Raw genomic sequence first — 19,339 nt, forward strand, 5'->3', positions numbered from 1 at the left:
AAAAGGGGGATATATGGCATTAATAAAACCGTTTAAGGCAATAAGGCCTGATAAAAAGTATGTAGATATGGTTGCTGAATTACCATATGATGTTATGGATAGAGATGAAGCCATAGAAATAGCAAAAAATAATAATCTATCATTTTTACACATTGATAGGTCTGAAATAGATTTGCCAAAAGAAGTAGATGCATATGATGAAAAAGTATATTTAAAAGCAAAAGAAAATTTAGATAAATTTATAAGTAATAAAATTTTTTTAAAAGAAGAAAAAGATTGTTTATATATTTATAGAGAAATTATGGATGATAGAATTCAAACTGGTATAGTAGCTTGTGTATCAGTAGAAGAAAGTCTTAATGGCAAAATAAAAAAGCATGAATATACTAAACCAGATAAAGAAAAAGATAGGACTAATCATATAAAATACTGTAATGCTAATACAGGGACAATACTTCTTACTTATAAAAATAAAGCTATTATAAATAAAATTATTGATGAGTATACATCTAAAGAAAATCCATTATATGATTTTTATAGTAAAGATAAGGTAAAGCACACTGTTTGGAGAATTGAGAACATAGATATTATTAATAAATTAGTAGAGTCATTCAAAAGTGTACCATATCTTTATATAGCAGATGGTCATCATAGAGCAGCATCTGCAGAAAATGTGTATAAAAAAATGAAAAATAAATGCTTAAATTATACTGGCAATGAAGAATTTAATTATTATTTAGCTATGATAGTACCAGATAATGAATTAAATATTCTTGATTACAATAGAGTTATAAAAGATTTAAATAATCTAAGTGAAATAGAATTTATAGAAAAAATAAAGAAAAACTTCAGTATAGAAGAAATAAAAGAAAATTTATATAAGCCAGAAGAAAAAGGATGCTTTGGTATGTATTTAAAGGATAAGTGTTATAAGCTTAAAGTTAATGAAAATATATTAAATCAAAAAGATATAATTAAAACTTTAGATGTTAATATACTTCATGAATATATAATAAATCCTATTTTAGGAATACAAAACCCTAGAAGTGATAATAGAATAGATTTTGTAGGTGGTATAAGAGGAAATGATGAATTAAAGAAGAGAGTGAATAAAGATATGGCAGTTGCATTTTCACTATATCCAACAAGTATGGAAGAATTAATGACTGTAGCAGATGAAAATAAAATGATGCCAGCTAAATCAACTTGGTTTGAACCAAAGGTAAGATGCGGATTATTTTTGCATGAATTATAGATAAAAACTCACTATTATTTAGTAATTAATGTGCTAAATAATAGTGAGTTTTTTATTAAGAAAAGTATATTATGGTTTATAAATTTACTCTATGCTAAGTAAGAAAATGATAGTATACTAATACTAGTTTGCATATTAAACTTAATAACTAGAAATAGGGGGTACTATGGATCAAATTTTATCTCAATTAAATTATATCACCATGGTTATATCAAATATAATATGGCCAATATTTATACCGTTTTTACTGCTTATAGGTATATACATATGTGCTCAAGTTTTATTGAATATAAAATCTTTAACTACAGAAAAATGTAAGTTTAATATAATACATTTAATACCACAGGCATCGGTATCATTAGGTGCAATGATGGGAACTGGAATTATAATAGGATTTTTAAGTGCATTAAGTAATCTGTATATAAGTGGTCAATTATATGTAGAATCAGTGGCATTATGGGCACTGCTAGGATCTTTAGTACTTATACCAATATCGTATTGTGAGACATTAGTAGCCAAAATTGTTAATATGGCTCCAAGAGACTATATATCAAAATTTGTATCTAATAAAGCTGCTAAAATATATGTAGCTACATTGATACTTTTATATGTATTTGCTATAGGAGGAGTTCAATTTAGTGGTATGGATGCTATTATAATAACTACTTTAAATAAAGTTTCAGGAATTGAGCTTACTCAACTACAGAGATACTTATTTATAATAATACCTATAATCGGAATAATAACATTAATAATACTTAGAAATAGACAGGATAGTTTTATAAAATCAATGATAAGTATGATATTAGTAGCGGCAGGAGCTTATTTTATATTTTTTGGAATATTTTTGAGTAAAACTTACTCTTATATACCATTATTTATAGAAAGAATGATATTGGGATTTACTAATCCAGTAAGTATGCTATTTGGGATACCTTTAGGACTTATATTTGGTATGCAAAGAGTTATACAAATTGCAGAACCAGGTCTTGGAACATTGCCACTAGCTGCAGTAAAAACCAGCTTAAATCCAAGAGTTGCAGCGGCTATATCAGCAACAATGACAACCTTTTTAGTAGTAATTTCTGTGCTGGTTACATCATATATAGCTTCTTATGGATTAAATTCAAATATTATTTCTTTTACTGAAGATACTTCTAAAAGATTAGCATCATATTTTGAAACTGTAGTTAATGTAACTGGTTGGTTTGGTTTAGTAATATTACTTATATTTATATTATTATCTGGTATGACAACATTATTAGGATCATATTACCTTTTAAGTTTATCTAGCAGAAATAAAGAAAAAAATAAGAATATAATATATTTATCATTATTGCTATTAGCTGGAATATTAGCTATATTTAAATTTGAAATATTATTTCACTTATTAAATATATTATTATTTGTTTCTACATCTCTAAATATAGGAGCATTAGCTATGTTTACAGAATTCGAATGGAATAAATATAAATTGAAGAAAAGTGATATTAGAAAAGCGGCATAAATATTTGGATAAGTTATTATTAAATTTTATATGTACATAAAAAATCGAGATACCAATCTCGATTTTTTTTATGTACATATTTTCTACACAATTATATGATAAAATTCAAATAGTTACAAAAAAGTAACAAAATGTATTAGGAGGAATATAAATATGTTAAAAAGAAAAATTTTAATACCAGCAGCTGCAATTATGGCTATGTCTAGTAGTATGAATGTACTTGCTGATGAAAATGAAGTAGATAATAAGTACGAAGAAATTACATATAAAGTAGCAACAGTAACACCAAAGATTGGTTTAAATGTAAGAAGCACGCCAGAAGTAAATGATAAAAATAAAATATTTGCAGTATCTAAAGGTACAAAGTTAGATATCGTAGGAGAGCAAAATGGTTGGCATAAGGTTGAGTTAGAAAATAATAAGTTTGGTTGGGTAAATTCAAGATACATAGAATTAACAAATGAAGATATATATGTAAATGTAGACAGACTTAACTTTAGAAGTGATAAAAGTTTGAAGTCAAATATATATGAGGTCTTAGAAAAAGGAACTAAAATAGAGTTAATAGATCAAGCTGAAGATTGGTTAAAGGTTAAATATAATGGAAAAGAAGGTTATGTATACTCAAAATATATAACCAATAAAAAGCCAGAGATTGAAGTTGAATCAGATGAAACAACATCAAATAAAGAAATTGATAATAGAATACAAAGTAGTACAACATCAAGTTCAAAACCTTCGAGCAGTGATCAGATAAATACATCAAATAATAATAAAACTAATTATAATCAAAGTCAAAGTAATAGTACTGTAAAAGAAGAAAGTACATCTAGTAATATAAGTAGTAGCAACAAACAATCTGCTATAGTAAGTTTAGCTAAGGCACAAATAGGAAAACCATATGTTTGGGGTGCAGAAGGTCCAAGTTCTTTTGATTGTTCAGGGTTAACAAGTTATGTATACAAAAATGCAGCTGGAATTAGTATACCAAGAACTTCTACAGCTCAATCTACATATGGAACTACAGTAAGTCGTTCAAATTTAAAGCCAGGAGATCTAATATTCTCTAGTACAAATGGAACTGGAAAAGTAAGTCATGTTGGTATATATATTGGTAATGGAGAAATGATACACGCTCCTAAACCGGGAGATGTAGTTAAGAAGACTAATATAAATAGTGACTACTGGAATGATGTATATCTATGGGCTAAAAGAGTGTTATAAAATTATATATACTAAATAAAAAACTTCCTAATTTAATAGGAGGTTTTTTATTATTAAAAATAATATAAGGGTATCATAAAATAAAAGGAGGTATATTATGATTACTATACTAATAATTGATGACGAAGAAATGATATGTGAATTTATAGAAGCATATTTAAATAGAGAGGGCTATAAAACTATAAGTGTACATGATGGTAATAAGGCTATAGATATTATCGATAATAATAAAATTGATTTAATTATATTAGATAGAATGCTGCCAGATATTAGTGGAGAACACATTTGTGAATATGTAAGAAAATCATATGAGATCCCTGTTATAATTATTACATCTAAAACTGAGGAAGAAGATAGAATTGAAGGTTTTAACTTAGGATGTGATGATTATATATGTAAACCTTTTAATCCAATGGAAATGGTACTCAGAGTGAAGGCTTTGATAAGAAGGTGTGGGATAAACAAACATGATACTGTAAACTTTAAGAATGGATTGCAAATAGATAAATTAAAACGTATTGTAAAAGTAAATGGTTGTAAGGTTGAACTTACAAAAACAGAATATGAAATTATCTTGTTACTAGCATCCAATCCAGGAAAAATTTATACTCGTGATCAAATACTTAAGCTTGCAATTAAAGAGTCCTATGAAAAGCTAGATAGAGCTGTAGATAATCATATAAAAAATATACGAAAAAAAATAGAAAAAGAATTAGGAGATTCGAAAATTATAAAGACTGTATATGGAGTTGGTTATAAATTTGAAGAATAAAAAGAAGCATATTTCTATAAATAAAAAGTTAATATTAAATTTTAGTTTACCAATGATACTATTTATATTAATTTTTTCAATAATAGTCAATATGAGCTTTAAATCAGAATTTGATTCCTATGTATTTTTGAAAAATAAAACAATAATAAATGAAATAAATAATGATATTCATAAAGCTTATATAAATGATGAGTGGGATATGGAAATTTTAAATAACATAGGTGAAAACTTATTTAAGAATGGAATTATATTAAAAGTCTTAGATAAGGATAAAAATAATATATGGAATGTGTCAAAAAGATTTAAAGCAGATCATAGTGATGATTATAATTATGTAAAAAATAATATAAAAAAAGTAAATAAAAACTTGAAGAAGAGAATAGTGAAAGATGAATCACCTATATATGACGATAAAAATGAAGTAATTGGATATAGAGTTTTAATGTATGATAAAAATATTTACTATCTATCGGATGATATAACATTTTTAAATGAAATAAACAATACTCTAATAGCGCTATCTGTATTACTTATATTAAATATATTAATAGTATCATTATTTGTTGCTAGAAAAATTTCAAATCCTATAAAAAAAGTTTCATATGTAACAAAGTCAATGAAAAGAGGGGAGTATAAAAATTTAGATTATACAGGAGAGATAGAAGAAGTTAATGATTTAATATTATCAATAAATAATTTATCAGAATCATTAAAATCTCAAGAACATATAAGAAAGAGATTAATAACAGATTTATCTCACGAATTAAAAACACCACTAACCAGTATGCATGGACATTTACAAGCTATGATTGATGGGATATGGGAAGCTACACCAATTCGTTTAGCTAGTATTGATAAAGAACTTATGAGAATAACATCTTTAATAGATGAACTTAAAAAATTAAATAAATTAGAAAATGAACCTATAAATAAATCGAAAGTAAATTTAAGAAATATAATATCTTCAATAGTAATTAATTTTCAAGCTATTGCATTGCAAAAAGGTGTAAAGATAAGCACAAAATTAGATGATGTAGAGATTTATGCAGATGAGGATAAGTTATCTCAAGTAATAACTAATATTATATCAAACTCTATAAAATATAATAAGGTTGATGGAAATGTATATTTGAGTTTATACAAAAATGATAATAAGGTTTATATAAGAGTAAAAGATACTGGTATTGGAATAAAGGATGAAGATATACAATATATATTTGAGCGATTTTATAGAGGGGACAAGTCAAGGAGTAAAAGCAATGAAGGATTAGGAGTAGGATTAACTATAAGTAAAATGATAATAAAAGAGCATGGTGGTGAAATATTGGTAAATACAAGTTTAGGAGAAGGAAGTGAATTTATAATAATATTACCTTTATGAATGAAATTTTTATAAAGTGAGATATTTCTATAAATTACTTATTTAACCATGATTATTCCTATGATATATACTAAATTTTATGATATAATTATAGGTCAGTATTAAAAATAAGTTTCACAGTTGAATGAAAAGGATATAATAAAATTTAGTATAAATTAAGCAGGTGATTATATGGAAAATAAATTCTTACCAATATGCAAGCAAGATATGATAGATAGAGGTTGGGAACAGCTAGACTTTGTATTAGTTACAGGTGATGCTTACGTTGACCACCATAGTTTTGGTACGGCTATAATTTCTAGAGTATTAGAGAATGCAGGATATAAGGTTGGGATAATAGCTCAACCAAATTGGAAATCTACAGAAGATTTTATGAAATTAGGAAGACCTAGATTAGGATTTTTAGTAAATTCAGGTAATATGGACTCGATGGTTAACCATTATTCCGTAAGTAAAAAACAAAGAGAAAAAGATCTTTATTCTCCTGGTGGGAAGATGGGATGTAGACCAGATAGAGCGGTAATCGTATATTGTAATAAAATAAGAGAAGCTTATAAAGATATTCCGGTAATAATAGGGGGTATAGAAGCGAGCTTAAGAAGATTTGCTCACTATGATTATTGGGCTAATAAAGTTAGAAAATCAATATTAGTTGATAGTGGCGCAGATTTATTAGTTTATGGAATGAGTGAAAAACAAATAGTTGAAGTTGCAGATGCTCTTAATAATGGATTTGATCCAAAATATATAAGACACATAAATGGAACGTGTTATATGGTAGATAGCTTAGAGGAAGTATATGATGATTATGTAATTCTTCCATCTTATAAAGAAATTTGCGAAGATAAAATTAAATATGCTCAATCATTTAAGTTACAATATGACGAGCAAGATCCATATAGAGGAAAGGTAATAGTTGAGCCATATGGAGATAAATATTTAGTTCAAAATAAACCTGAGAAGCCTTTAAATAGAGAAGAGTTAGATGCAGTTTATGCACTGCCATATCAAAAAACTTACCACCCTATTTATAAAGAAATGGGAGGAATACCAGCTATAGAAGAAGTTAAGTTTAGTATTGTAAGTTCTAGAGGTTGTTTTGGAAGTTGTTCATTCTGTGCAATAACATTCCACCAAGGTAGAGCTGTACAAAGTAGAAGTCATGAATCTATAGTAGATGAAGCAAAATATATAACTACTTTACCTGATTTTAAAGGATATATACATGACGTTGGTGGCCCAACAGCAAACTTTAGGCAAGAAGCTTGTAAAAAGCAAATAACTAAAGGGGCTTGTAAGCATAGACAGTGTTTACATCCAGACCCATGTAAAAATTTAACGGTAGATCATACAGATTTTATAAATTTATTAAGAAAAGTAAGAAGCTTACCTGGAATTAAAAAGGTCTTTGTACGTTCTGGTATAAGATATGATTATGTTATGGCCGATAAAGACAATAAATTCTTAAAAGAGTTGATTAAACATCATGTAAGTGGTCAATTAAAAGTTGCGCCAGAACATGTTGCGAGCGAAGTTTTAGAATACATGCAAAAACCAGCAGGAAACACTTATGATAGATTTAGACAAAAGTTCTTTGCTATAAATGAGCAGTTAGGCATGAAGCAATACTTAATACCTTATTTAATGTCTAGTCACCCAGGTTCAGATTTAAATTCGGCTATAGAACTAGCTGAATATTTAAGAGATACAAATTATCAACCTGAGCAGGTACAAGATTTTTATCCTACACCAGGAACATTATCTACAACAATGTTCTATACAGGAATTGATCCTCTTACTATGAAGGAAGTATATATACCTAAGACAAAGCACGAAAAAGCAATGCAAAGGGCATTATTACAATATAGAGCACCTAGAAACTATGAATTAGTTCACGCTGCTCTTATGGAAGCTGATAGAGAAGATTTAATAGGATATGGTCCAAAATGTTTAATAAAGCCGAGAGAATCTAGAGGTTATTCTCATAAGCCTAATTCTAGCAATAGAAAAATGAATAACAAAAATGGTAAAAGAGATAATTCGCATAAAAATTCAAAGAATAATAAAAGCGATAGAAATAGTAAAAACTCAAAAAATAATGAGAAAAGGTCAAATAAGTCTAAAGATAATAGAAATACTAATAATTCTAGTAGAAGGAAAAAAAGGTAATAATAAAAATCTAAGAAGATAATAATAAAGGATATGAATGTAGTTCATGTCCTTTATTTAGTTATAACTTATTAATTATAAAATATAAAGTATACAGTAACTTAAAATACAATTGTATATATAAGGATGGTAAGTATATTTATAGAAAAAATCGACTTATATTGACATTTATTTTGATTACATTTATACTAAAATTTGCGTGAATTTTAATCGTTAGTAGAAAACATAAATTAAATAAAATAGAGAGGATAATGTAGATGAATAAAAAGTTATCAATAAAAACTATAGTTGCTATAGGTATAGGTGCTGCAGTTTTTATGATATTAGGAAGATTTGGTTCTATACCAACTTTCATTCCAAATACTAATATAGAAACATCATATGCTTATTTAGCATTAATGTCAGTAGTATATGGACCTATGGCAGGATTTTTAATAGGACTTATAGGGCATGGATTGAAAGATTTAGTATTTTATGGATCACCATGGTTTAGCTGGGTAATAGCATCTGGAATAGTTGGCTTAGTAATAGGACTTGTATCAAGAAAATTAGACTTAGAGGATGATTTTGGAAAAAAGCAGATAATAATATTTAATGTAACTCAAGTTATAGCTAATATAATAGCATGGTTTGTAGTTGCACCAAGTCTAGATATTATTATATATCTAGAACCTGCAAACAAGGTATTTTTACAAGGAATGATAGGTGGTATCTCTAATATGATAACTGTTGGAGTTCTTGGAACACTAATATTATCAGCTTATTCTAACACAAAAATAAAGAGCGGAAGTTTAAGAATAGAAGAGTAATATTTTAAAAAGGAGATAGGAATGAAAAGAAAGATAATAGAGTTTAAAGACTACAGTTTTCGATATAGGGTACAAGCAGAGCCTACTCTTAAAAATATAAATCTAACTATATATGAAGGAGAAAAAGTACTTATAGTAGGACCTTCTGGATCTGGTAAAAGTACTTTAGCTCATTGTCTTAACGGATTAATTCCATTTTATTATAGTGGAAAGGTATCTGGGGAGCTATTAATAGATGGTGAGAATGTAAATGATAAAAATATATTTGAATTATCAAAAATAATTGGAACGGTATTACAAGACCCAGATAGCCAATTTATAGGTTTAACAGTAGGTGAAGATATAGCTTTTAAGCTTGAAAATGATTGTGTAGAGCAAAATAAAATGAAATCTATAGTAAAAGGTTGTGCAGAGCTAGTAGATATAGATAGCGAATTAGAATCATCTCCATATAAGCTATCTGGAGGTCAAAAGCAAAGAGTTACTCTAGCTGGCGTTACGGTAGATGATGTAAAAATACTTTTATTTGATGAGCCTTTAGCTAGCTTAGATCCTCTAACAGGAAAAAGTGCTATAGAGTTAATAGATGATATAAAAAATAAAAACAATAAGACTATGATAATAGTAGAACATAGATTAGAAGATGTTCTTCATAAAGATATAGATAGAATTATAGTTATGAATAATGGAGAAATAGTAGCTGATACTACTCCTAATGAAGTTTTATCAACTAATATATTAAAAAACATTGGAGTTAGAGAGCCTTTATATATATCAGCTTTAAAATATGCAAATTGTAATATAACTCCGAATATGAACCCTAAAAGCGTAGAAAGTATAGATTTAGATAAATGTAAAGAAGAAGTAAATACTTGGTATTCGAGTATAGATGAAGATGTTATTAAAAGTAGCAATAAAACAATATTAGAATTAGAAAATATAAGTTTTTCATATAATGAAGAAAAGCAGATATTAAAAAATGTATCATTTAAAGTTAATAAAGGAGATATGGTAAGTATTGTTGGTAAAAACGGAGCTGGTAAATCTACTATATCAAAATTAATATGCGGATTTTATAAACCGACTTCAGGAAAGATACTATTTAATGGAGAAGATATTGCCAATAAAACTATAAAAGAACGTTCAGAAAAAATTGGGTTTGTAATGCAAAATCCGAATCAAATGATATCTAAATCAATGATATTTGATGAAGTAGCTTTTGGTCTTAGAGTTAGAGGATACTCTGAAGATGAAGTAAAAGAGAGGGTATATAAGACGCTTAGAATATGTGGACTTTATCCATTTAGAAATTGGCCAATATCTGCATTAAGTTTTGGACAAAAGAAAAGAGTAACCATTGCGTCAATACTTGTTTTAAATCCTGAAGTTATAATATTAGATGAACCTACAGCAGGGCAAGACTTCAAACATTATTCGGAAATAATGGAGTTTTTAGTAGAACTTAATAAACAAGATATCACTATAATAATGATTACTCATGATATGCACTTAATGTTAGAGTATACTAATAACGTAGTTGTATTATCAAATGGAGAGAAAATAGCAGATGATACAGCTATAAATATACTAACAAATAATGAAGTTATAGAAAAAGCAAATCTAAAAGAAACTTCATTATATGAGTTAGCTAAAAAATGTGGGATAAAAGATGAAAAAAACTTTATAAAAAGGTTTATAGACTATGATAGGAGGGTTAGATAAATATGACTTCTGAGATGTTATCATATATAAAGAAAGATTCTCCTATACATAAGTTAACAGGAGCGACTAAGCTTATAGTATTTTTATTATGGGCAATAGCAGCGATGATAACTTATGATACTAGATTATTAATAGGAATGCTTATAATTGGTTTAATTGCTTTTAAAATGTCTAAAATAAAGTTTAAAGAGGTAGCATTTGTTCTCTATTTTATACTATTGTTTTTACTTTTAAATGCAGTTATGATATTTATATTTTCTCCAGAGCAAGGAGTTCAGATTTACGGTAGCAGAACCGTTTTGTTTAAGTTATTTGGACCATATACAGTAACTTCTGAGCAATTGTTTTATGAATTTAATGTCATATTAAAATATTTTGCAACAATACCAATGGCATTATTATTTATATTAACAACAGATCCAAGTGAATTTGCAGCATCTTTAAATAAAATAGGAGTAAGCTATAAGGCTGCATATGCAGTATCTATAGCTTTAAGATATATACCAGATATACAAAGAGATTATAAAGATATCGCATTTGCACAACAAGCTAGAGGAGTTGATTTATCTAGCAAAGAAAAACTATTTATAAGAATAAAGAATGCGGCATCAATACTTACTCCGCTCATATTTTCTAGCTTAGATAGGATTGATAAGATAAGTATAGCAATGGAATTAAGAGCTTTTGGAAATGGCAAAAAACGAACTTGGTATAAGAAAAAAGATTTTACAAAGAATGATTATATATCAATACTATTATTTATTTTAATAGTATTAATATCAGTATTATTAGTGAGAGTAAATGGAGGAAGATTTTATAATCCATTTATATAGATAAATAAAAAAGTCCTAAAATACACTTTTTATTAAATGTATTTTAGGACTTTTTTATACAATTTATATATATATTTTATATTAAAGATGATAAATTAGATTATTTTTCTAAAAAAGAATAGTAGTAAAAATAAAATATAGTGGAAAAATAAAAATAAAAAGGAGATTTAATATGAAAAAAGTTAATCAAAGTAAAAGAGTTTTAGATGAGAATCCACAATTAACTGATCTAGTTAATCATGGACAGACTTACACAGAAATAACTAATATAATACAGGATGAAAATGAAGAGGTTAGAGGTAAATCTAATAAAAAGAAAGATGTAAAAGCGCCATCATACAAAGATACACATCCTTATAATAATAAATTCTAATAAAAAAATAAGCCACTTAAAATATATTTAAGATGGCTTATTTTTTTATTTATTAATTCATTAAGCTATATCATCTAATCTATTGTCAAAACCTTCTTTTTTAGACATATAGTTATATACAGGTACTCCAATTAAAGTGACTATAACTCCACCTAATGACATTAAAGTGTTTGTCATTCCAGCGAAGAATAATTGGTTTAATACAACGAATAATCCACCACATATAGCTACTAATGGTATAAATGGATATAAAGGTACTTTGTAAGGTCTATTCATATTTGGATGAGTTTTTCTTAATTTTATAACTCCTGCAAAAGTTAATACATAGAATGACCATACAGCAAACATAGATAAGTCACTTAGTAAGTTGAATTGTCCAGATAATGCATATAATGCAGATATAACAGCCATTATCATTGTAGCATTAGCAGGAACATCATTCTTATTTAATGCACCTATAAATTTATAACCTGGTAAAGTTTTTTGTTGAGCTAATGTATAAAGTATTCTTGGCCCAGTTAATAAGTAACCATTTATACAACCAAATACTGATATTAATATACCTATAGTTATTATTTGACCACCAACTCTACCAAATAAAACTTCTGCAACAGCTGAAGCTGGTGAAGCAAATTGAGCAAGTTGATCTGCTGGTAATACGAATAAGTAAGCTATGTTTATAACAACATAAACAGCCATAACTAAAGATAAACCACCAACTATAGCTTTTGGTAAGTCTTTTCCTGGATCTTTCATTTCTCCAGCTATTGCACCAACATTTATCCATCCATCATATGCAAATAATATTGCTATTAATAATTGACCGAAAACTCCTCCAGCACTAACACCTTCACCTACAAGTGGAGTGAATATTGGGCTAGAGCTGTTTCCTTTAAATAATCCAAATCCTATTATTAAAACAAGCGGAATTAATTTACATATAGTAGATACTGTTTGTATAGTACCACTTGTTTTAGATCCAAATGAATTTATAAATCCTATAAATAATATAACACCCACAGTTAAAGCTATAACTAATACTTTATTATCTGTTTGTCCAAGTAATATTGCTGATTGTTGTCCAAACATAACTGATATTGCAGCTATAGTTGCAGGGAAGAATAAAACAGATTGCATCCAACCTGTTAAGAAACCTAATTTTTTACCATAGATTTCTTCTATATATACCATCATACCTCCTGTTTTAGGTATTGCAGCAGAAACTTCTGCAGCTGTTAAACCAGCAGTTATAGTAACTATACCTGCTACTATCCAAGCGATCATTCCAAGTCCAGGTGCTCCACCTGTTAATGTAAATACAGCTTGTGGTTTAAAGAATACACCACCACCTATAACCATACCAACAACAGTTGATAAAGCAGCAGCGAATCCAAGATTTTTTTGTAAGCTCTTGTTTTCCATTTTATAATTCCTTTCTGTTAAAAAATATTGTATGATTTATTACCTTTTTTAGGAACAAATATAATTATAATACTTTTAAAAATAAAAACAATGTTTTCCTTAAATTTTCCTTGCAAATTTCGACAAAAAATATGGAATTATATCTAAAATATAGCAAAAAATGATTTTTATGGTGCAAATCAAGTATATTTATACTTGCTAAGTAACTTATTGTTATAGTTTTATCTAATATAGTAAAATATATAACTTAATTTATTTGGAAAAATTATTAAATTTAGATGCAAAACTGTATTATATATGATAAAAAGAAATTATAGAATAATAAAATATAGAAAAATCCACAATATAAGTATATAAATACTACGGTGAGGAGAAATGTTATGGTTTATAAAAGAACATATGAAGATGTAATTAACAATTTAGACTCAAGTAAGCAAGGTCTGAAAAGTGATCAAGTAAGTAAATTATTGGAGTCACAAGGATACAATGAACTAAAAGAAAAAGATAAAATTCCAACTTATAAGCTATTTTTAGAATCATTTAAAGATCCTTTAGTTATAATACTTCTTATTGCAGCTATAGTACAAGTTATATTAGGAGAAGTAGTAGAATCTGCAATCATATTTGCTGTAATAATAATAAATTCAGTTCTTGGTGTTGTACAAACTAAGAAAGCGGAAGGATCTCTTGATAGTTTGAAAAAATTATCGGCTCCTCAGGCTAAGGTTATAAGAGATAATCAAAAGCTTACATTACCTTCAAGAGAATTAGTACCAGGTGATATAGTAATACTAGAGGCTGGAGATTATGTTCCAGCAGATGGTAGGTTAATAGAAGCTCAAACACTAAAGGTAGTAGAAGGTATGTTAACTGGTGAATCTGAACCAGTATTAAAAAATACAGATGTTATAAATGAGGATGTTGGATTAGGTGATCAAAAGAATATGGTATTTAGTGGTTCTATAGTTGTTTATGGTAGAGGTGTATTTATAGTTACAGAAACAGGTATGAACACAGAGATGGGTAAAATAGCAGGATTATTAGAAACATCTGAAAGTAAACTTACCCCACTTCAACAAAAGCTAGAAGATTTCAGTAAAAAGTTAGGTATAGGAATAACTATATTAGCTTTATTAATTTTTATTATAGAAGTAGCTAGAGCTTATTTTGTTGGGAACACAGCTAATATGGGAACTGTTGTTTTAGATAGCTTTATGTTTGCTGTAGCTGTAGCTGTAGCAGCAATACCAGAAGCATTATCTTCTATTGTAACAATTGTATTAGCTGTTGGAACTAATAATATGGCAAAAAAACAGGTTATAATAAGAAAATTGCCAGCAGTAGAAACATTAGGTTCTACAAGTATAATATGTACAGATAAAACGGGAACATTAACACAAAATAAAATGACAGTCGTAGATTATTATATGTATGGAACTGAAAAAGGGGTATTTGAGAAGGGCAGTGTTAACTATAATTATCAAGCTAAGCTATTAACATTAATATCTACACTATGTAATGATTCTCATATTACAGAAGAAGGAAATGAAATTGGAGACCCTACAGAGGTTGCATTAATAACATATTCAAATAAAAATGAATTAAATTATAGTACATTGAGAGGAAAATATGTAAGAAAAGGTGAAATACCATTTGATTCAGATAGAAAGTTAATGTCAACCGTAAATGATATGTATGGTGATGCTGTAATGTACACAAAAGGTGCTCCAGATGTATTGTTTAGTAGATGTAAATATGCATTAAAAGATGGAGAAGTAGTTGAAATAAATGATGAAATATTGAATGAGTATAGAAAAGTAAATGAAGACTTTTCAAATAGAGCTCTTAGAGTATTAGCTTTTGCAATGAAAGATGTTCCAGATAAAGATTTTGTTCCAAGTATAGAAGATGAAAATGACATGATACTTGTAGGTCTTATGGCAATGATAGATCCTCCTAGAGAATCTGTATTTAGTGCAGTAAAAGAAGCAAAAGAAGCAGGAATAAAAACTATAATGATAACAGGAGATCATAAAACTACTGCAAAAGCTATTGCTAAACAAATAGGCATAATGGAAGAAGGGGAACTTGCACTTACAGGTCAAGAATTGGATGCATTAACAGATGATCAATTAGATAAAAATTTATCTAAAATAAGTGTATACGCAAGAGTTTCTCCTGAGAATAAAATACGTATAGTAAAAGCATGGCAAAGAAAAGGTAAAGTTACAGCTATGACTGGAGATGGAGTAAATGATGCACCATCATTAAAGCAAGCTGATATAGGTATAGGTATGGGAAGTGGTACAGATGTATCAAAAGATGCATCTGCAATGATATTAGTAGATGATAATTTCTCTAGCATAGTAAGTGCAGTGGAAGTTGGTAGGAGTGTATATGACAATATAAAGAAAGCTATAACATATTTATTTGCAGGAAATCTTGGTGCAATAATAGCTATATTATTTGCAGTATTTGCTGATTGGGCTAATCCATTTACGGCATTACAATTATTGTTTATAAATTTAGTAAACGATTCATTGCCAGCAATTGCTTTAGGTCTTGAACCACCAGAAAAAAATATAATGAAACATAAACCTAGAGATCCTAATGAAAGTATTTTAGCTGGTGGAACATTACAACAAGTATTATTTAGAGGAATAGCAATAGGTATCGTTACTATAATTGCTCAATATGTAGGAAGACTTAATTCAGAAGAATTAGGAGTAGCTATGGCATTTTCTACATTAATAATATCAAGAATACTTCAAACATTGCCAGCAAGATCTAATGGATATACTTTACTTCAGTTAGGAATTTTTTCAAATAAATATGTAATAGGTTCTATCGTTGTATGTTTCTTACTTTATGGAGTAACATTGATACCAGGTGTTAGAACTTTATTTTCAATACCTATGTACTTTGGAATAAAGCAGTTTGTTATATGTTTAGGACTTGCATTAATATCAACTATATTTATGGAGTTAATAAAATTGTTTAAAAAAAATTAGTATAAAAGATAGTGAATCTATATTTGATTCACTATCTTTTTTATTTATGATAATTATAAAAATGATTTATAATAAGTCAAAAAAGACTTATAATATAATAAAACAAATTAGGAGATGTGAGATGACAAAAATAATAGATGCAATTGAGATGTGCGAAAATAAAATTGAAAAATTTAAAGAAGAAATTAATAAAATTGAAGAGGTAATAAAAAGAAAACCTGAATTTATAATAATAAATGCTTCTGATGATGAAGGAAATGCAAGATATATTAAGGGAAAAATAACTGAAGGTGAAAAGTCTGGATTAAAAGTAAATGCTATAAAACTAGAAAAAGATTGTACAAACTGTGATGTAATGGAGATAATAAACAAGTGTAATGAAGAAAAGATACCAGTAATACTTCAGCTACCTACATTTGAACATTTAGATACAGATACTCTTATGAAATCTATAGATTATAGAGTTGATGCAGATGGATTTGCTAAGGAGTGGATAGGAGAAATAAACTTAGGTAATGATAAGTTATTATCACCAGCAACCCCTAAAGGTGTTATATCTTTACTAGAATATCATGATGTAGATATAGAAGGAAAAGTAGTGTTAGTTATAGGTAAATCTAATCATGTTGGAAAGCCACTATGTTCTATGCTTATGAACAGAGGAGCTACATTAATAAATGCAAATAGTAAGACAAAAGATTTATCATCATTAGTAAAAATGGCTGATATAGTTATATCTTGTGTAGGAAGACAAAATTTAATTAAGGCATCAGATGTAAAAAAAGATTCGGTTATAATTGGAGTAGGTTTTACTTATGTTGGAAGAAAACAAATATTAGATTTTGATGTAGATGAAATTGTTAATCAAGGGAAAGCAAGACTTGTATCTAATAGAATAAATTGTACAGGAAAAGCTACTATAAATTCTTTAATAGAGAACGTTATAGAATTATATAAAATGAATTTTAATATATAATAAAATAAAATGACTACCTAAAAAATTAGAGTAGTCATTTTATTTTATTTATATAGATTCTTCATAAATAACTTAAATAAAATAATAAATAAAATAGTTTTTATGTTTTTTTATCTATTATAATGTCTATTGTTGTAAAAATATGGAACTAATAATATAATAAAAAGATAAAATAGAGATTAAAGTTAGCTGCAGAATAGGAGAATCTTTTAAAATGAGCCAAATTAAATTAGTAGAGATGTATAAACTATTTTTAGAATACATACCTTTTCCGTCTTGGATTGAAACTGTGGATTATAAGATAGTTTTTTTAAATAAAGCATGTGAAAACATGCTTGGAATAGAGTTATCTAAAGTAAAAGATCAAACTAATAAAGAAATATTTAATAAAAAAATATCACAGGAATATAATAGGCAAGTTAATAATTGTATAAATAGTAAAAAAACTATATGGAGTGAATACATAATTAATGGAAACTATATACATTATTGTATGTTTCCAATATTAAATGAAGTAAATCAAGTAATTGCTGTTGCAGGAATATTAATTGATATAGATCAAGATAAAGAGATAATGAACAAAAGAGAAGAATATTTTGGATGTAGATTTAAAGATGAAGAAATTTCAAAATATACAATAATTGAAAATATTTGTGACTGTATAAAAAATATTGAAGTTAAAGCACATAGACAAAATCTTTTAGAAGATAGGAGTATAAGCAGTTTAATATTAGAATTATATAGAAAATTACTAAAAGTTAAAAATATTGAGACAAATATGCATACTGATAGGGTTGTGAAATATGTAACTAAAATAGGTGAAAAATTAAATTTAGAATTATCTGATTTAAATGAATTAATTTTATCTGCAGAATTGCATGATATAGGTAAGATTGGGATACCAGATAATATATTATCAAAACCTGATAAGCTTACTGATGAAGAGTTTAAAATAATGAAAACTCATACAGAAAAAGGATATAGAATAATCAATTCACTAGGAGAATTAGATAATGTAGCAAAATCTGTTCTAACTCATCATGAAAAATGGGATGGAAGTGGATATCCATTAGGATTAAAGCAAACCGACATACCTTTATTTGCAAGAATAATAGCTGTTGCTGATTCATATGATGCTATGGTAAATGAAAGAATCTATAAAAAGGCAATGAAAGAAGAAGATGCTATAAATGAACTTATAAGATGTTCCGGAACTCAATTTGATCCTACGATTGTAAAAGTATTCGTTGATAATATTGAAGAAATTAGGAGGCTTTAGATTTAAGGCTTCTATTTTTGTATCAATTTAGATTTGTCTAACATATTATATTTAATAAAGAGACAACAATAGGTAGGTGAAGCTATTGTGAGCATAAAAAGTATACAGTTAGGTATTTTATCAATAATATTGTGCATAGGAATATATTATATTCCTATAGGTAGCCAAATTTATTTAAATTTTTTTTCTATCTTAAGTATTATTCCTATTTATATAATAACTAGAAAAAATCCAAGTATAGGATTAATCTCATATGTAGTATCATTCTTATCAATTGGTGCAATTAATTCTTATGATAATAGTATGATATTTTTACTTTTTCATGGATTACTAGGTATTTTTTTAGGACTTTTCAGTCATTATAGAAAAAATCATATTATTACTAGTTTAATAACTGGTGGAATCTTATACATTTCTATAAATGGATATAACTATATAAATACAAGTTATAATATGTGTAACTTTAATGAGAGATATATACTAACTCAACTCATAATATTAATATTTAGCATATTTTTTAGTTTGTTGACTTTAAGTATATGTGAATATGTTTATAATAAAATTATTAAAATAAATTTTATTTCAAATTTAATAAAATAATCTAAA

Annotated in this window: 15 protein-coding genes; 14 read left to right on the top strand and 1 reads right to left on the bottom strand. The window is 27.2% G+C overall.

Annotated elements, in window-relative coordinates; genetic code table 11:
- Positions 1-13 precede the first annotated feature (13 nt).
- The 10 genes from HF520_RS02280 (at position 14) to HF520_RS02325 (ending at position 12,045) form a co-directional block, all read left to right on the top strand.
- A complete protein-coding gene (locus tag HF520_RS02280) occupies positions 14-1,255 on the top strand; it encodes a DUF1015 domain-containing protein (protein WP_168572490.1) in 1,242 nt (413 codons plus the stop codon).
- A 166-nt stretch (positions 1,256-1,421) separates the two neighbouring features.
- A complete protein-coding gene (locus HF520_RS02285) occupies positions 1,422-2,762 on the top strand; it encodes a hypothetical protein (RefSeq protein ID WP_168572491.1) in 1,341 nt (446 codons plus the stop codon).
- Between the two features lie 153 nt (positions 2,763-2,915).
- A complete protein-coding gene (locus HF520_RS02290; RefSeq protein WP_168572492.1) occupies positions 2,916-3,986 on the top strand; it encodes a C40 family peptidase in 1,071 nt (356 codons plus the stop codon).
- Positions 3,987-4,083: 97 nt separating this feature from the next.
- Positions 4,084-4,758 carry a response regulator transcription factor gene (locus tag HF520_RS02295; RefSeq protein ID WP_207711021.1) on the top strand — a complete coding sequence of 225 codons (675 nt, stop codon included), beginning with the start codon at positions 4,084-4,086 and terminating at the stop codon, positions 4,756-4,758.
- Positions 4,748-6,139, top strand: a complete 1,392-nt coding sequence (locus HF520_RS02300; protein WP_168572493.1) for a sensor histidine kinase — start codon at positions 4,748-4,750, stop codon at positions 6,137-6,139. Before HF520_RS02295 ends, HF520_RS02300 begins: the two co-directional genes overlap by 11 nt.
- 171 nt (positions 6,140-6,310) lie before the next feature.
- Positions 6,311-8,308, top strand: a complete 1,998-nt coding sequence (locus tag HF520_RS02305) for a YgiQ family radical SAM protein (protein WP_168572494.1) — start codon at positions 6,311-6,313, stop codon at positions 8,306-8,308.
- 257 nt (positions 8,309-8,565) lie between these two features.
- Entirely contained in the window at positions 8,566-9,117 is a 552-nt protein-coding gene (locus tag HF520_RS02310) for an ECF-type riboflavin transporter substrate-binding protein (protein ID WP_168572495.1), read from the top strand.
- Between the two features lie 21 nt (positions 9,118-9,138).
- On the top strand, positions 9,139-10,839 hold the full coding sequence (locus HF520_RS02315; protein WP_168572496.1) for an ABC transporter ATP-binding protein: 1,701 nt from the start codon (positions 9,139-9,141) through the stop codon (positions 10,837-10,839).
- Positions 10,840-10,841: 2 nt separating this feature from the next.
- Entirely contained in the window at positions 10,842-11,672 is an 831-nt protein-coding gene (locus HF520_RS02320; RefSeq protein WP_243155180.1) for an energy-coupling factor transporter transmembrane component T family protein, read from the top strand.
- Between the two features lie 172 nt (positions 11,673-11,844).
- Complete coding sequence (locus HF520_RS02325; protein WP_168572497.1) at positions 11,845-12,045, top strand: hypothetical protein; 201 nt, start codon at positions 11,845-11,847, stop codon at positions 12,043-12,045.
- Positions 12,046-12,105: 60 nt separating this feature from the next.
- Here the strand turns inward: HF520_RS02325 and HF520_RS02330 are convergent, their stop codons facing one another.
- Entirely contained in the window at positions 12,106-13,467 is a 1,362-nt protein-coding gene (locus tag HF520_RS02330) for an APC family permease (protein WP_168572498.1), read from the bottom strand.
- A 380-nt stretch (positions 13,468-13,847) separates the two neighbouring features.
- Here HF520_RS02330 and HF520_RS02335 point away from each other — a divergent pair, with 380 nt between their 5' ends.
- From HF520_RS02335 to HF520_RS02350, 4 genes are all read left to right on the top strand, one after another.
- Positions 13,848-16,478, top strand: a complete 2,631-nt coding sequence (locus tag HF520_RS02335; RefSeq protein WP_168572499.1) for a cation-translocating P-type ATPase — start codon at positions 13,848-13,850, stop codon at positions 16,476-16,478.
- Between the two features lie 121 nt (positions 16,479-16,599).
- Positions 16,600-17,454, top strand: a complete 855-nt coding sequence (locus HF520_RS02340; RefSeq protein ID WP_168572500.1) for a bifunctional 5,10-methylenetetrahydrofolate dehydrogenase/5,10-methenyltetrahydrofolate cyclohydrolase — start codon at positions 16,600-16,602, stop codon at positions 17,452-17,454.
- Between the two features lie 214 nt (positions 17,455-17,668).
- Positions 17,669-18,733 carry an HD domain-containing phosphohydrolase gene (locus HF520_RS02345; protein WP_168572501.1) on the top strand — a complete coding sequence of 355 codons (1,065 nt, stop codon included), beginning with the start codon at positions 17,669-17,671 and terminating at the stop codon, positions 18,731-18,733.
- An 87-nt stretch (positions 18,734-18,820) separates the two neighbouring features.
- The gene (locus HF520_RS02350; RefSeq protein ID WP_168572502.1) at positions 18,821-19,333 is read left to right on the top strand and encodes a hypothetical protein; all 513 of its coding nucleotides are present in this window, start codon (positions 18,821-18,823) and stop codon (positions 19,331-19,333) included.
- Positions 19,334-19,339: the final 6 nt, after the last annotated feature.

It is taken from the genome of Romboutsia sp. CE17 (genome assembly GCF_012317385.1).
Classification (GTDB): domain Bacteria; phylum Bacillota; class Clostridia; order Peptostreptococcales; family Peptostreptococcaceae; genus Romboutsia_E.

Bases quoted from the DNA above. Each gene is read 5' to 3' on its own strand.
- HF520_RS02290 (WP_168572492.1), top strand. From the start codon at position 2,916: ATGTTAAAAAGAAAAATTTTAATACCAGCAGCTGCAATTATGGCTATG.
- HF520_RS02335 (WP_168572499.1), top strand. From the start codon at position 13,848: ATGGTTTATAAAAGAACATATGAAGATGTAATTAACAATTTAGACTCA.
- HF520_RS02315 (WP_168572496.1), top strand. From the start codon at position 9,139: ATGAAAAGAAAGATAATAGAGTTTAAAGACTACAGTTTTCGATATAGG.
- HF520_RS02330 (WP_168572498.1), bottom strand. From the start codon at position 13,467: ATGGAAAACAAGAGCTTACAAAAAAATCTTGGATTCGCTGCTGCTTTA.
- HF520_RS02325 (WP_168572497.1), top strand. From the start codon at position 11,845: ATGAAAAAAGTTAATCAAAGTAAAAGAGTTTTAGATGAGAATCCACAA.
- HF520_RS02340 (WP_168572500.1), top strand. From the start codon at position 16,600: ATGACAAAAATAATAGATGCAATTGAGATGTGCGAAAATAAAATTGAA.
- HF520_RS02305 (WP_168572494.1), top strand. From the start codon at position 6,311: ATGGAAAATAAATTCTTACCAATATGCAAGCAAGATATGATAGATAGA.
- HF520_RS02280 (WP_168572490.1), top strand. From the start codon at position 14: ATGGCATTAATAAAACCGTTTAAGGCAATAAGGCCTGATAAAAAGTAT.
- HF520_RS02285 (WP_168572491.1), top strand. From the start codon at position 1,422: ATGGATCAAATTTTATCTCAATTAAATTATATCACCATGGTTATATCA.
- HF520_RS02295 (WP_207711021.1), top strand. From the start codon at position 4,084: ATGATTACTATACTAATAATTGATGACGAAGAAATGATATGTGAATTT.
- HF520_RS02345 (WP_168572501.1), top strand. From the start codon at position 17,669: ATGAGCCAAATTAAATTAGTAGAGATGTATAAACTATTTTTAGAATAC.
- HF520_RS02320 (WP_243155180.1), top strand. From the start codon at position 10,842: ATGACTTCTGAGATGTTATCATATATAAAGAAAGATTCTCCTATACAT.
- HF520_RS02310 (WP_168572495.1), top strand. From the start codon at position 8,566: ATGAATAAAAAGTTATCAATAAAAACTATAGTTGCTATAGGTATAGGT.